This is a genomic window from Pantoea agglomerans NBRC 102470 (assembly GCF_001598475.1).
GTDB classification, from domain to species: domain Bacteria; phylum Pseudomonadota; class Gammaproteobacteria; order Enterobacterales; family Enterobacteriaceae; genus Pantoea; species Pantoea agglomerans.
This window is the reverse complement of sequence record NZ_BCZA01000003.1, coordinates 385,395-399,115: the sequence shown is the minus strand read 5'-3', so window position 1 is coordinate 399,115 and position 13,721 is coordinate 385,395. Positions and strand designations below refer to the sequence as shown.

The 13,721-nt window shown below is 57.9% G+C and carries 14 protein-coding genes; 10 read left to right on the top strand and 4 right to left on the bottom strand.

Features of this window, described 5'->3' with window-relative positions:
• Positions 1–10: 10 nt before the first annotated feature.
• Entirely contained in the window at positions 11–823 is an 813-nt protein-coding gene (gene proC / locus PAG01S_RS08085; RefSeq protein ID WP_010255263.1) for a pyrroline-5-carboxylate reductase, read from the bottom strand.
• 168 nt (positions 824–991) lie between these two features.
• Between proC and PAG01S_RS08080 the strand changes: the two genes are divergently transcribed.
• Positions 992–1,441, top strand: a complete 450-nt coding sequence (locus tag PAG01S_RS08080) for a YaiI/YqxD family protein (RefSeq protein WP_010255266.1) — start codon at positions 992–994, stop codon at positions 1,439–1,441.
• 2 nt (positions 1,442–1,443) lie between these two features.
• Here the strand turns inward: PAG01S_RS08080 and PAG01S_RS08075 are convergent, their stop codons facing one another.
• On the bottom strand, positions 1,444–2,160 hold the full coding sequence (locus tag PAG01S_RS08075) for a DUF2076 domain-containing protein (protein ID WP_010671175.1): 717 nt from the start codon (positions 2,158–2,160) through the stop codon (positions 1,444–1,446).
• Positions 2,161–2,475: 315 nt separating this feature from the next.
• Between PAG01S_RS08075 and aroL the strand changes: the two genes are divergently transcribed.
• The 7 genes from aroL to ppnP all read left to right on the top strand — a co-directional run bounded on the left by aroL (position 2,476) and on the right by ppnP (position 8,262).
• The gene (gene aroL, locus PAG01S_RS08070; protein ID WP_010255270.1) at positions 2,476–3,000 is read left to right on the top strand and encodes a shikimate kinase AroL; all 525 of its coding nucleotides are present in this window, start codon (positions 2,476–2,478) and stop codon (positions 2,998–3,000) included.
• Between the two features lie 111 nt (positions 3,001–3,111).
• Complete coding sequence (locus PAG01S_RS08065; protein WP_010255272.1) at positions 3,112–3,303, top strand: YaiA family protein; 192 nt, start codon at positions 3,112–3,114, stop codon at positions 3,301–3,303.
• 349 nt (positions 3,304–3,652) lie between these two features.
• Positions 3,653–4,405, top strand: a complete 753-nt coding sequence (locus PAG01S_RS08060) for an IclR family transcriptional regulator (RefSeq protein ID WP_010255274.1) — start codon at positions 3,653–3,655, stop codon at positions 4,403–4,405.
• Positions 4,406–4,693: 288 nt separating this feature from the next.
• On the top strand, positions 4,694–6,253 hold the full coding sequence (locus PAG01S_RS08055; protein ID WP_062758264.1) for an OPT/YSL family transporter: 1,560 nt from the start codon (positions 4,694–4,696) through the stop codon (positions 6,251–6,253).
• An 11-nt stretch (positions 6,254–6,264) separates the two neighbouring features.
• On the top strand, positions 6,265–7,197 hold the full coding sequence (locus tag PAG01S_RS08050) for a DUF1177 domain-containing protein (protein ID WP_033766613.1): 933 nt from the start codon (positions 6,265–6,267) through the stop codon (positions 7,195–7,197).
• Position 7,198: 1 nt separating this feature from the next.
• The gene (locus PAG01S_RS08045) at positions 7,199–7,876 is read left to right on the top strand and encodes an AroM family protein (protein ID WP_010671178.1); all 678 of its coding nucleotides are present in this window, start codon (positions 7,199–7,201) and stop codon (positions 7,874–7,876) included.
• Positions 7,877–7,971: 95 nt separating this feature from the next.
• Positions 7,972–8,262: a pyrimidine/purine nucleoside phosphorylase gene (gene ppnP / locus PAG01S_RS08040; protein ID WP_009091800.1), complete on the top strand. Its 291-nt coding sequence runs from the start codon at positions 7,972–7,974 to the stop codon at positions 8,260–8,262.
• Positions 8,263–8,908: 646 nt separating this feature from the next.
• On the opposite strand, the gene rdgC is transcribed toward ppnP, so the two are convergent.
• The gene (rdgC, locus tag PAG01S_RS08035; protein ID WP_022625153.1) at positions 8,909–9,820 is read right to left on the bottom strand and encodes a recombination-associated protein RdgC; all 912 of its coding nucleotides are present in this window, start codon (positions 9,818–9,820) and stop codon (positions 8,909–8,911) included.
• 146 nt (positions 9,821–9,966) lie between these two features.
• On the opposite strand from rdgC, the gene mak reads away from it, so the two are divergent.
• Positions 9,967–10,878 carry a fructokinase gene (mak, locus tag PAG01S_RS08030; RefSeq protein ID WP_022625152.1) on the top strand — a complete coding sequence of 304 codons (912 nt, stop codon included), beginning with the start codon at positions 9,967–9,969 and terminating at the stop codon, positions 10,876–10,878.
• A gap of 83 nt (positions 10,879–10,961) precedes the next feature.
• Here mak and eat read toward each other — a convergent pair whose 3' ends face one another.
• Positions 10,962–12,326, bottom strand: coding sequence for an ethanolamine permease (gene eat, locus PAG01S_RS08025; protein ID WP_010671181.1), 1,365 nt, complete (start codon positions 12,324–12,326; stop codon positions 10,962–10,964).
• Between the two features lie 249 nt (positions 12,327–12,575).
• On the opposite strand from eat, the gene PAG01S_RS08020 reads away from it, so the two are divergent.
• Positions 12,576–13,580, top strand: a complete 1,005-nt coding sequence (locus PAG01S_RS08020) for a phosphotransferase enzyme family protein (protein ID WP_010671182.1) — start codon at positions 12,576–12,578, stop codon at positions 13,578–13,580.
• Positions 13,581–13,721: the final 141 nt, after the last annotated feature.

The following is a 13,721-nucleotide window of genomic DNA, read 5'->3' as shown; positions in this document are numbered from 1 at the left end:
TGTTGAGCGGTTAGCTGCGGCTCAGTTTCTCTGACTTCGCCATGCACTGCAGCATCGCTTCCATCACCGCCGAGCGCATGCCTTTCTCTTCCAGCACTTTCACCGCTTCGATGGTGGTGCCGCCTGGGGAGCAGACCATATCTTTGAGTTCAGCCGGATGTTTACCGGTGGTCAGCACCATCTGCGCCGCCCCTTTCACCGCCTGTGCAGCAAACTGATAGGCCTGAGCGCGTGGCATGCCGCCCAGTACGGCCGCATCGGCCATCGCTTCGATAAACATAAACACGTAGGCCGGCGCAGAACCGCTGACGCCGACCACGGAGTGAATCAGATATTCATCCACCACGGCCGCTTTGCCGAAGCTCTCAAAAATCGCTATCACCTCGTCGATTTCCGCCTGCTCAACCAGCACGTTGGGCGTGACCGAGGTCATGCCTTCGCTGACCAGCGAGGGAGTATTCGGCATCGCACGGACAATTTTACGATCGTAACCCAGCACCGATGAGAGCGAATCGAGCGTCACCCCAGCCGCAATCGACACCACCAGCGCCTCTTTTTTCAGGCTGCCTGTCAGCTCTTTTAAGACTTTCAGAATGACATTGGGTTTGACCGCGCCGAACAGGATGTCCACTTCACGCGCCAGCGCTTCAGCGCTCTCGGCTGCGTTGATGCCATACTGCTCTGCCATCGCCTGGTTGGTCTCTGCTTTGCGATCGTAAACGAAGATATCAGACGGGGCGATTTTGCCGCTGTTGACCAGTCCGCCGATAATGGCTTTCGCCATATTTCCCCCGCCGATAAACCCGATTTTCTTTGCCAGCATCGCCATCTCCTTAGGACATTATTCGTTTTTCTCAGTGAGCTAGCTTACTTCAGCCAGCCTGAATAACAAGTCAGCCAGGCGCAGGCTGGAAAGCGCGCCGCAAATAAAATTTGCCATTTAGGGGGAACCCGGCAAGATCTTACTCTTCTCTGACTGTAAGGAATGATGATGTTTATCTGGGTCGATGCCGATGCCTGTCCGAATGTAATCAAAGAGGTGCTCTACCGCGCAGCCGACCGCACCGCAACTACCATCACTTTTGTGGCGAACCAGTTTCTGCGTGTTCCGCCCTCACCGTATCTGCGTACCCTGCAGGTGCCTGCCGGATTTGATGTGGCGGACAATGAGATCGTCAGACGTTGTCAGCCAGGCGATCTGGTGATCACCGCCGATATCCCGCTGGCAGCAGAGGTGATTGAGAAGGGTGCGGCGGCGCTGAATCCGCGCGGCGAGCGTTACTCACCGGCGACGATACGTGAACGCCTGACGATGCGGGATTTTATGGATACCCTGCGGTCAAGTGGGGTGCAGACCGGCGGCCCCGCGGCGATGAGTCCGCGTGACCGCCAGCAGTTTGCAAATGAGCTGGATAGCTGGCTCACCCAGCAGAAACGCTGAAGTTAAACGAAGCTGTCGTCGTCGTAATCGTTGCCGCCAAAATCATTGAGATCGCTGTTGTCGGCATAATTACTGTCCCAGCCTGTATTCTGGTCGAGGAAGGCGTTGTCGTTACCGCCGTTAAAGGTATCGGCATTGTCATCGCCACCGTTGAAGGTGTTGAGATTGTCATTCACATCGGGCAGGGGTGGCTCATTGATGATGTTCACAATCTCTTCCGGCTGTGAATGGTGGAACATGCTGGTCAGCATATCGGCCATCACCACACCGCCCGCCACACCCACAGCTGTCTGCAGTGCGCCGCCGAGGAAACCGGTGCCGCGTGGTGCAGGCGCTTGTGCAGGCGCATATTGCGGCTGAGCCGGTTGCTGTGGCGCACTGTTCCACGGTGACGATTGCTGTTGCTGCTGCACAGGCGGCTGCTGACGCGAACCGCTGCCAAACAGCCCGGACAGAAAGCCGCCGCTGCTCTGTGCAGGTTGCTGCTGCTGTTGCTGGGCCAGCTGGCTTTCCAGCGCCGATACTTTCTCATTGAGTTTTTTCAGCGCCGCTTCCTGAATCAGGATCGCCTGTGCCATGTAGTAAGGCGCGCCCGGCTGCGCCTGCAGATGCTGGTTAATCAGTTGTTCGGCAGCGGCATCGCGTGCCACGGTCTGGCTTTCAGCCTGTTTCAGACGGCTGAACAGCCCTTCGATCAGTTGTTGTTCTTCGCGTTGCATGATGACTCTCCTGTGGCGATTGTTACCAGTATATGTGGGCGCCAGCGTGAAAAGTAAAATCGGGGCAGTAAGCAAATATTGCCGACGCATTTTAGCCGCTCTTTTGCGGAGTTTTTATCGCTCTGTTACGGCCCTGATGCACAAAACGTGCATGCATTTCCCCTTGAAAACACAAAGATTGTCGCTGTTCAGGGGACGAAAATGCGTAAATCGTGCCTGACAGGTAGAGGCCATAATAATTTCCAGTTATTATGCGTCGCATTAATAAGCTCACCATGCAGCCGCATCGCGCGGTCAGGCGGAGGAACGGCCCTGATGTCACTACCCATCTTTTTGATTGGCGCTCGCGGTTGCGGCAAAACCACGGTCGGCGAGGCGTTGTCGCGGGCGCTGGGCTACGCCTTTACGGATACCGATCACCATCTGCAACTCAGCACGCAGCGGAGCGTGACGGAGATTGTGGCGGAGGAAGGCTGGGAAGGTTTCCGCGCCCGTGAAACGGAATCGCTTAAAGCGGTGACGGCACCCGGAACCGTCATTGCCACCGGCGGCGGCATGATTCTGGCTGAAGAGAACTGCCGTTTTATGCAGGAGCAGGGCCAGGTGATCTGGCTTAGCGCGTCACCCGAGGTGCTGGCAGAGCGGCTGGAAAGTGAACCTGAAGCGGCCCAGCGTCCGACCTTAACCGGCCGTCCGATTGCTGATGAGATGAGTGATGTGCTGCGTGAACGTGCGCATCTCTATCAGGCTGCGGCCCATCATCAGGTGAATGCGATGCAATCGCCTGAGTGCGTGGTAGAGGAAATTCTGCTGTCACTCTCCCTGGCGCGCGCCAGCTAACCCTCAGATTTTTCCCGCTTTGATCCCGCTTCAGACGGCATTGTCTATACTTATCCTATGACAGGCAGCGGCCTGTCCTGTGGAATGTTATTCAGACAAGAGGGACACAGTATGCCGACCAGACCACCGTATCCACGTGAAGCGAAAGTTGTGCCAGTTGAAAAGGGCACTGAAGGTAATAAAGTAACCTCTTACGAATTGCGAGCTGATCATCCCAAACCGAATTCATTAATCAGTGAGCACGAAACGGAAGAAGAAGCGCGTGACGCCAAAGCGCGCTACGAAGACGTTGAAAAAGAGTAAAGCTTCACTGCTGGCAGGGACGCCAGCCTGTTACACCGGATAACTGCTTATTACTGACCCGCCTGACGCTGTGCCTGAACCACGCCTCTTTTTACTCCCACCTGAAGCCGATCGGGTTATTTAAGAAGCGAAATTGACGCAGATTTACTGTTGAATGCTCTCTGCGTATGCTTCTGTTCTGCACTCTCCTTGTCTCACCAGATAAAGCCCCGCTAATCATTTTTATCCCCTTATTTTCTCTGCTGCCGATCTCTGTGTGAGTCAAATTGTCGCTTGACCGATTCAGCGCCACGCTTTATTTTCATCAAACCAACAGAGGAACTTAGTTCCATATAGTGGAACACGTAACATGACCACACTTGAAAATGCTGCCGCCGTACTTCGATTGTTTCAGCACAAAGGTGTGACGCAGGGGCATGTTGGTCTCTCATTCAGTGAGGTGGTTGAGGCGTTAAACCTGCCAAAAAGCACCGTTTCGCGTCTGCTGGCCACCATGGAAAGTCAGGGGCTGCTGGAGCGGAATGCGGATACGCGCGGTTATCACATTGGTCGCGTATTGCTGGCTGCCGCCGGACATTATCTTTCGGCACCGCTGGTTGACAGCGTTTCAGCGGCGATGGTCAGGCTGGCTGCGAAGACCGGCTGCATGGGTTACGTGTCGAAGCTCGACGGGCGGGAAGTATTAGTGATGCGTATGTTTCATGGGCGTCACTTTACGCAGATGGTCACGCCGCCGGGCAGTCGGATGCCGGCTGCCGCGACCTCAACCGGCCGGGCGCTGTTAGCGCAGTTAAGTGATGAAGAGGTGCTGGCGCGCTTCCATGATCAATGGCAGGTCGCATCAGCGAACTCGCCGCAAAGTCCTGAGGCACTCTGTGCCAGACTGGCTGAGATCCGCCAGCAGGGTTGGTCACTGGCCCGAAATGAATCGCTGCCAGGCATCAGCTCGCTGTCAGTTATTGTTCATAACAAACATCATGGCGAAACGGTGGCACTCTGCCTGTCGTTTCCGTCTATGGAGTCTGAACCGGGTTTCCCGTCAGAGCTCCTTGAAGCATTACGCGCAACGGCCACAGAGATGACCGAAAAATATGGCGCGTAACTTCACACCGTTTTTATCGGCGTAGTACTTTCGCCACACCAGGGAAAACAAAGGCCTTCGGGCCTTTTTCTTTCAATCTGATCGCCACGCTTTACGCATCACTCCGGTTGCCTGTGTCCGTCTCTCATTGCCTCCTGTATCGGTTCAGCATGCGGAGGGACGACCATCTGCAGTGGCTGTTGCAATCTCTGTGCGCATCAGAGCAGTGAAACTGATAACCGGCGTAAACCGGCCAGCAGGCGGGTAGACGTTATTTCATTTCTTCTGGACAAGGACTGGCGGGGACATATGGAACGGGTAAATCCGATTAAGCACGTTGGCGTGGCACTGGTTTTAATTCTTCTCTCCATCGCGGGTGCCATTATTGGCATTCAGCTGATTACCACCATTGGCGTAACGCCTAACACCTCTATTATCGGCGCGCTGTTTGCCATGCTGCTGGCGCGTATTCCGCTGCAGGCATTTCGCCGTTATCGTTCAATTGAAATCCAGAACCTGGCGCAGACCGCCATCTCTTCAGCCACCTTTGGGGCGGCGAACAGTCTGTTGATGCCGATTGCCGTGCCCTGGGCGCTGGGTGAACCGCAACTGGTCCTGCCGCTGTTCTGTGGCGTCAGCGCCGCGATGCTGCTGGATGCCTGGCTGCTCTATCGGCTGTTTGATACCCGCGTCTTTCCGGCCAGTAATGCCTGGCCACCGGGCGTTGCGGCAGCAGAAGCGATCAAAGCGGGTGATAAAGGCGGACGCCAGGCGTGGCTGCTGGTGCTGGGCATTGTGGGTGGCGTCGTCGGTGCCATGCTGAAGATCCCGATGTCCGCCTTTGGCACCGCGTTTATCGGCAATATCTGGGCACTGTCGATGCTCGGCATCGGTTTTCTGCTGCGTGCCTATGCGCAGCCGGTGGCCGGTATTGATATTAATGCGCTCTATATTCCGCATGGCGTGATGGTCGGTGCCGGTCTGGTGGCGCTGATTCAGGTCGTGATGGTGATCCGCAGCCGCAAAAATGATGCGCTGGTGGTGAGCCGTAATGGCAATGAGGTGCAGCGGGCGCTGGGTTTCGGCAGCGTGGGTTATATCGTGATTTCCGCGCTGCTGGCGCTGGCGGGCGGCCTGTGGAGTGAGATGGGCATCGCGATGCTGCTGCTGTTTGTTCTTTATGCCGCGTTTGCTGCTTTCGCCCATGAACTGATTGTCGGCATTGCCGCTATGCACTCCGGCTGGTTCCCGGCCTTTGCCGTGGCGCTGATTACGCTGATTATCGGCATTCTGATCGGCTTCCCACCGCTGGCGCTCTGCCTGCTCTGCGGCTTTACCGCCGCCACCGGTCCGGCGTTCGCCGATATGGGTTATGACCTGAAGGCGGGCTTTATCCTGCGCGGCAACGGTGCCGATCTGCAGCAGGAGCTCTGGGGACGTCGTATTCAGCTCATCGCAGCTATGATCGCCTTTGTTGTGTCGATTCCGCTGGTCTGGTACGCCCATACCTTCTTCTTTGCTGACAACCTGCTGCCGCCTGTAGCGCGGGTGTATGCCAAAACCATTCAGGCGGGTGCTGAGCCAGGTATCGCCGGTAATCTGCTGATGTGGGCAATTCCGGGTGCGATTATCCAGTTGATCGGCGGACCAAAACGCCAGCTGGGCGTGCTGCTCGCCACCGGTTTATTAATTAATAGCGCCATGGCGGGCTGGGCAGTAGTGGTAGGGATCGCCTTACGTATTGTAATCATCCGGATCTGGGGCGAGCGGGGCCGATCGCCTATGGAGGTGATGGCGGCAGGCTTTATTGCCGGTGATGCCCTCTACAGCTTCTTTCATTCGCTGTTTGCCAGCAGCAGCAAGAAATAAAAGGATAAAGCATGAGTTTGCAGCAGACCCTGGCGGTTTTTGAGTTACTGGATAGCGCCCACATTGACGGTCAGCAGGTGGTGGATCTCTTCGCGGCGTATCCTGATGTTGATGCCCGCTTTACTCGTGTCTCCGGTCCCAAAGGCCGCACCGATTTTGTGCGCATTGATATCCCGGGGACGCAGGGCAAATCAGGCGGTGGCAGTGCACCGACGCTGGGGATTATTGGTCGCCTTGGTGGCATCGGCGCTCGTCCTGGTCGTATCGGCATGGTGTCAGATGCGGATGGCGCGATCGCGGCCGTTGCCAGCGCGCTTAAACTGGCGCAGATGCAGAGCAAAGGCGACAGGCTTGATGGCGATGTCATCATTACCACTCATATCTGCCCGGATGCGCCCACGCGGCCGCATCTGCCGGTCGATTTCATGGACTCGCCGATTGACGATATCACCATGAATGATAATGAAGTGGTGGCGGGTGTGGATGCAATTCTGTCAATCGACACCACCAAAGGTAACCGCATTATCAACCACAAAGGCTTTGCCCTGTCGCCGACGGTGAAAGAGGGCTACATCCTGCGGGTTTCGGAGGATCTGCTGCGCATCATGGAGATGACCAGCGGCCGTCCGGCGGTGACCTTTCCCATCACCACGCAGGATATTACGCCTTACGGCAATGGGGTTTATCACCTCAACAGCATTCTGCAACCTTCTACCGCCACGGATGTGCCGGTGGTGGGGGTGGCGATCACTGCCGAGTCGGTGGTGCCGGGCTGCGGAACCGGCGCCAGCCATGAAGTGGACATTGCGGCAGCGGCGAAGTTTGCCATTGAGGTGGCCAAGGAGTTTGGTCGTGGAACCTGTCACTTCTACGACGCCGAAGAGTATGCGCGGCTGATTTCACTCTATGGCAGCCTGGCGCATCTGCGTCACCGGAATCACTAAGATGACGAAACCACTGGTAACGCTGACTATCGGCCAGTCTCCGCGCAGCGATATTCTGCCGCTGCTGCGGCAGCATCTGCCGGATGCGCTGACCGATCACGCCGGTTTACTGGATGGACTCAGCGCGGCAGAGATTGCCGCACGCTTCGCGCCAGCAGCGGGCGACCGGGTTCTGGTGTCGCGGCTGCAGAGTGGCGAACAGGTGCGGCTGGCGGCCTCGAAAGTGGAGCAGGGATTGCAGCGCAAAATCAGTGCGCTGGAACAGGCGGGCTATGCGACCATTCTGCTGCTCTGCACCGGTGAATTCAGCCGGCTCCGCACCCAGCGTGCGCTACTGCTGGAGCCGGATCGCCTGATTCCACCGCTCATCTGCGCCATGGTGCAGCAGCAGCGGGTCGGCATTGTCGTGCCGGTTGAGGAGCAGATTGTTGAGCAGGCAGGTAAGTGGCAGCAACTGCCCGCGCAGCCCTGCTTTGCGGTCGCCAGTCCCTATCAGGGCGATCAGGCAACCTTCGCCGATGCTGCAAACAGTCTGAAAGCGCAGGGCGCAGCGCTGGTGGTGCTCGACTGTATGGGTTATCACCAGCAGCATCGGATAGGGTTACAGCAGCGGCTGGGCGTACCGGTTCTGCTCTCTAATCAGCTGGTGGCGCGCCTGGCGGCGGAGTTGCTTCCCTGAGTGAAGAGATCACAAACGGCCATCATTTCGCGTGACAGATCAGCGGGTTCCCTTCTACACTGCCAGACACACAACATGTGCTCTGGAGAACTATTATGCTCAACGTAAGTGAGTATTTTGACGGAAAAGTTAAGTCTATCGGTTTTGACAGTGCGAGCACCGGACGTGCCAGCGTGGGCGTAATGGCTGAAGGCGAATACACATTCGGTACCGGCCAGCCGGAGGAGATGACCGTGGTCAGCGGCTCGCTTAAGGTATTACTGCCAGGTGAAACCGAGTGGAAATGGTTTGAAGCGGGTTCGGTGTTTAACGTGCCGGGTCACAGCGAATTTCATCTGCAGGTTGGCGAGCCAAGTTCCTATCTCTGCCGTTACCTGAAAGATTAAAAAAAATGGCCGCTTAGCGGTAATGCTGGTCAGTTAAGATTAGATTTGTAAAGGCTGTCACGGTCAAACGTGGCAGCTTTTTTGTCAGGGCGAGCGTGCCGCAGTGCGGGCCAGCGCACCTCTGCTGCTGCCGGGCCGTCCTCGCGCCGCTCACGCGGTTCCTTCGGCTTTGACGTTGTGCCGACGAACCGTTCGGGGATCGGCCCTCCCTGGCCGGCCCCGAACTGTCCACGCTTCCCGGCGTGGACTTCTGGCCCACCGTCACGCCTCAGCGCTGCGGATAGCCCTTTCAGCAGCAGAGGCGCTCAGGCCTCCACGCTCGTGCCCTTTTTAACAATACACACTGAAGTTTCAGAGCAGGCCGGTGGCGGGCAGGGGCAGGCAATCCGCAGCGCTGAACAGAATGAGTCTGCCAGGAGAGCCCGCAGGACGCGGGCGAAAGGCGGGGCGGCACAGGATGTGCCATCCCCGGCGGTCCGTCAGGCAGGCGAATGAAGTGAAGGAACCGCGAAGCGGCGCGAGGACCGCCAGCCCCTGCCCGGCACCAGACTGCGGTATCACCTGTCGCTTAACTGACTGACATTACCGCTTAGCGGCCATTTTTTTGGCGAATATCGTCTGTCAGGATGATTCTGCCGGTGACTGATTAACGCTGGGCTTCGCCGCCCAACGCTTCAACCAGATTGCTGGTCAGTGCGGCCAGTTCGCTGGTCATCAGAATAAAATCCGCATCAAAGCGCTGTGCAAAATCTTCGCGGTCAATATCGTCGTTCTGGTCGCGCAGCGTGTCGCTGAACTTCAGACGCTTCACTGAACCATCATCGGCCAGCACGAACTGAATGCGCTCCTGCCAGTCGAGCGCCAGTTTGGTTACCAGCTTACCCGCTTCGATGTGGTTGGCGATCTCATCGCACACCAGATCCTGTTTCTTGCAGCGGATAACGCCGCCATCTTCCAGCAGCGCTTTCAGCTCCGCTTCATCCATCAGGGCGAATCCGGCAGGCAGCTCGCCTGAACGTACCCATTCTGTCAGGGTCAGTTCAATCGGGCTTTCCAGCGTCAGCGGCACCACCGGCAGTGAGCCCAGGCTTTTGCGCAGTAGCGCCAGGGTATCTTCCGCTTTTTTTGCGCTGGCACAGTCAACCATAATCAGGTTGTTGACCGTGTCGATCCACAGGTAGGTCTGGCTGAAACGGCTGAAGGCGCGCGGCAGCAGGCTGTGCAGCACTTCATCTTTCAGCGAATCTTTTTCGGTCTTTTTGAGCTTGCGGCTCTGCTCAGATTCCAGCTTGTCGATTTTCGCTTCCAGCGCCTGTTTCACCACCGGCGAAGGCAGGATTTTCTCTTCTTTGCGGGCGCAAATCACAATCTGGCCTTTGTTTTCATGGGTCAGCGCATCGCTGCGGTTGCCCATCGGCGAGACCCAGCCGGTCTTGCTCATATCCTGACTGCCACACGGTGAAAACGTGAAGGCGTCGAGCTGCTTTTCCATCTCATCTGCGGACAGCGGAATGTCACGATTCAGACGATAAACCATCATATTTTTAAACCACAACATCGGGATTCCTTACCGTGGCGCGATCGGGCGCACAAGTCTGCGAGAGTCAGCGCGCATGATAGCGAAACATCGGAGTGGTTTCATTGCCTTTCCGGCAGACGCCTTTTACTGTATCTCTCACCTGAACGAATAACGAGGACGTAATCTTGCGCATAGGCATAGATCTGGGTGGCACCAAGACAGAAGTGATCGCATTGTCGGATAAGGGAGAGGAGCTGTTCCGCCACCGGGTGAATACCCCGCGTGATGACTATCAGGCAACGGTACAGGCGATTGTCGATCTGGTCACGCTGGCGGAGCAGAAAACCGGCGAAACCGGCACGGTCGGCCTCGGTATTCCCGGCACGCTTTCGCCCTACAGTAAGCGGGTAAAAAATGCCAACTCCACCTGGCTCAACGGTCAGCCGCTGGATAAAGATCTGGCGCAGGCGCTGAACCGGGAAGTGCGTATCGCCAACGACGCCAACTGCCTGGCGGTGTCGGAAGCGATCGACGGTGCCGGTGCCGGACAGTCGCTGGTGTTTGCCGTGATCATCGGCACCGGATCGGGTGCCGGTGTGGCGATCAACGGTGAGTCGCGTATCGGGGGCAACGGCAATGCCGGTGAGTGGGGCCACAATCCGCTGCCGTGGATGGATGAGGATGAGCTGCGCTACCGTCAGGAAGTGCCCTGTTATTGCGGGCAGCAGGGCTGTATTGAGACCTTTGTTTCAGGCACCGGTTTTGGTATCGACTATCAGCGGCTGAGCGGCGTACATCGCAAAGGTGCGGAGATCGCCTCGCTGCTGGCGCAGCAGGATCCGATCGCCGAACTGGCGATGAGCCGCTATGAGTTGCGGCTGGCAAAATCGCTGGCGCAGGTGGTAAACCTGATCGATCCCGATGTGATTGTACTGGGCGGTGGGATGAGCAATGTGGATCGTCTCTATCAGACCGTGCCGGTGCTGATGAAGAAGTGGGTATTTGGCGGGGAGTGTGAAACGCCGGTGCTGAAGGCGCAGCATGGCGACTCCAGCGGCGTACGCGGTGCGGCGTGGCTCTGGCCGCTTAACGGCTGAGTTACCCGAGCATCCGCTGACGATTCAGCGCCAGAGAGACCCGGCGCTGAATCGTTAACCCAAGGCACTCACCCGCGCCGCTTTTATTCGCCGACCAGCATACTGTCCTGCGGCGCCCGATCGCGCTGCGCTTTGGTGGCGAGGAAGTAGAGATAGCCTGCCAGCATGATGGCGAAAAACAGCGCGCCTATCACCGGATTAAACCACAGCATCGCCAGCAGACAGACCACCGACAGCAGCAGGGCGATGCCCGGAACAATCGGATAGCCCGGCGCGCGGAAACTGCGGACCATCTCCGGCGCGCTGCGGCGCAGTTTAAACAGGCTCAGCATACTCATGATGTACATCACAATCGCGCCAAATACCGCCATGGTGATCATCGCCGCCGTCAGCGTCATCCCCTGCAGATTAATCACACCATCGCTGTAAATTGCCGCGATACCCAGCACGCCGCCGAGAATAATCGCCCGATGCGGGGTCTGGAAACGCGAAAGTTTGGCCAGAGAAGGCGGCAGATAGCCCGCGCGTGCCAGGGCAAAAAACTGCCGTGAATAGCCGAGGATGATGCCGTGGAAGCTGGCAATCAGGCCAAACAGTCCAATCCACACCAGCATATGCATCCAGTTAGAGTGTTCGCCGACAATCATTTTCATCGCCTGCGGCAGCGGATCGTTAATATCGGCAAGTTTGCGCCAGTCGCCCGCGCCGCCCGCCATCAGCATCACACCTATCGCCAGCACCACCAGCGTCAGAATTCCGCTGATGTAGGCGCGGGGAATGGTCCGGGTCGGATCTTTCGCCTCTTCGGCCGCCATCGCCGCGCCTTCAATGGCCAGGAAAAACCAGATGGCAAAAGGAATGGCGGCGAAAATGCCGGAGAAGGCGGGCAGTCCGAAGCTGTCACTGCCTGCCCAGCCGTGTGCGGCGAAGTTCGCCAGGCTGAAGCCGGGTGAAACCACACCCATAAACACCAGCAGTTCAATCACCGCCAGCACCGTCACAACCAGTTCAAACATCGCCGCCAGTTTTACGCCGAGAATATTCAGCGTCATAAACAGCAGATAGGCGCCGACCGCCGCAGTCTTCGGGTTCAGTTCGGGATACTGCACGTTGAGATAAGCCCCAATCGCCATGGCAATCGCCGGTGGCGCAAAGACAAACTCAATCAGCGTCGCCAGACCGGCAATCAGTCCGCCGGTTTCGCCAAAGGCGCGGCGACTATAGGCAAATGGCCCGCCTGCATGGGGGATCGCGGTGGTCAGTTCGGTGAAGCTAAAAATAAAGCAGGTATAGAGCGTGGCGATCAACGCGGTGGTGACCAGAAATCCCAGCGTGCCCGCCACGGCCCAGCCGTAACTCCAGCCAAAATATTCGCCTGAAATGACCAGGCCAACCGCAATCCCCCACAGATGCAGGGTGCCCAGAGTGGGCTTGAGTCTGTTTGTCATACTGTTATCCCCGTCGTTGTTGGTCTCACGCGGCGTTACACCGCCATTACGCTACATTAAGGGGATAATGCCGTTGCATTACTCGCCACGACTTGACGCGGGCGCAGTGACTTCTGTCCTCCACGGTCAACTCACAGGCAACAACCGGGCCAGCTGCACGCTGCGGTCAACTTTGTCTCTTCCGGAGTCAAGCAGCTCACCTTCTGGCAACGCATGCTGAGATAACGCAAGTGACAAGGAGCCGGACTGATGAGCGCTAAACAATATGACAACCTGACTGATTCCCAACTCACCCTGATGGCGCAGCAGGCGCTGGCCTGTTATCCCGCCGCGCTGCAGGGCCAGCTCAGCCTGCTGTGCCGCTCAGAGAACGCCACGTTTCTGCTGCAGGCGGCAGGCCGGCGTTATGCGCTGCGACTGCATCGCGGCGATTATCATCAAAAAGCCGACATCGTCAGTGAACTGCTGTGGCTCAATGCACTGCGCGAAACCGGCATTATGGTGCCGGAAGCGGTGCCGGACAAAGAGGGCGAAACCGTGCTGACGCTGCGGCTGCCGGAGGGCGGTGAACGCTACGTGGTGCTGTTTCACTGGATCGACGGAGAGATGCCGACCACCGACGTCGATCCCCGCGCTTTTCAGCAGCTCGGCCAGATCACCGCGCGGCTGCATCAGCACAGTAAACAGTGGCAGCCGCCTGCGGGTTTCCAGCGCATCATCTGGGATCACCACACCATGACCAGCGCAGAGAGTCACTGGGGACGCTGGCAGGATGCGCCGAATCTGAATCCTGCCGATCATGGCGTGGTAGAGCAGGCGATAAGCCAGGTCGGCGCGGCGATGACGCAGTTCGGTAAAGGATCGGATCGCTATGGCCTGATCCACGCCGATCTGCGGCTGACCAATCTGCTGCTGCACAAGGGCGAAACGCGGGTGATCGATTTCGATGACTGCGGGCTCGGCTGGTATCTGCACGATCTGGCGGCGGCGATCAGTTTTGTTGAGCATCATCCGCGCGCGCCAGAGTGGATCGATCACTGGATCCGCGGCTATGAGCAGGTGGCGCATATCAGCGATGCGGAGATGGCCATGCTGCCCGCGCTGTTGATCCAGCGTCGTATCCAGCTTACCGCGTGGGTGGGATCACATGCCGAAACCGAAATGGCGCGCAGCCTGGGATCGGCGTGGGCCAGCCACTCGGTCCGCCTCTGCCGCCGTTATCTGGAAGGTGAGCAGCTGCCGGTCGGCGTCTGATGCACCAGCGGCGGGCGTCGCTGCGCCGCCGCAGTGCCCTGCGCGTAGCCCGCACGCCGCCCGGAATGCCCGCAGGCGGCGCGTCGGGCATCAGGGACCTGGTATGGAAATTGCTCGGATAGAAGTGACGGGTGATCCACC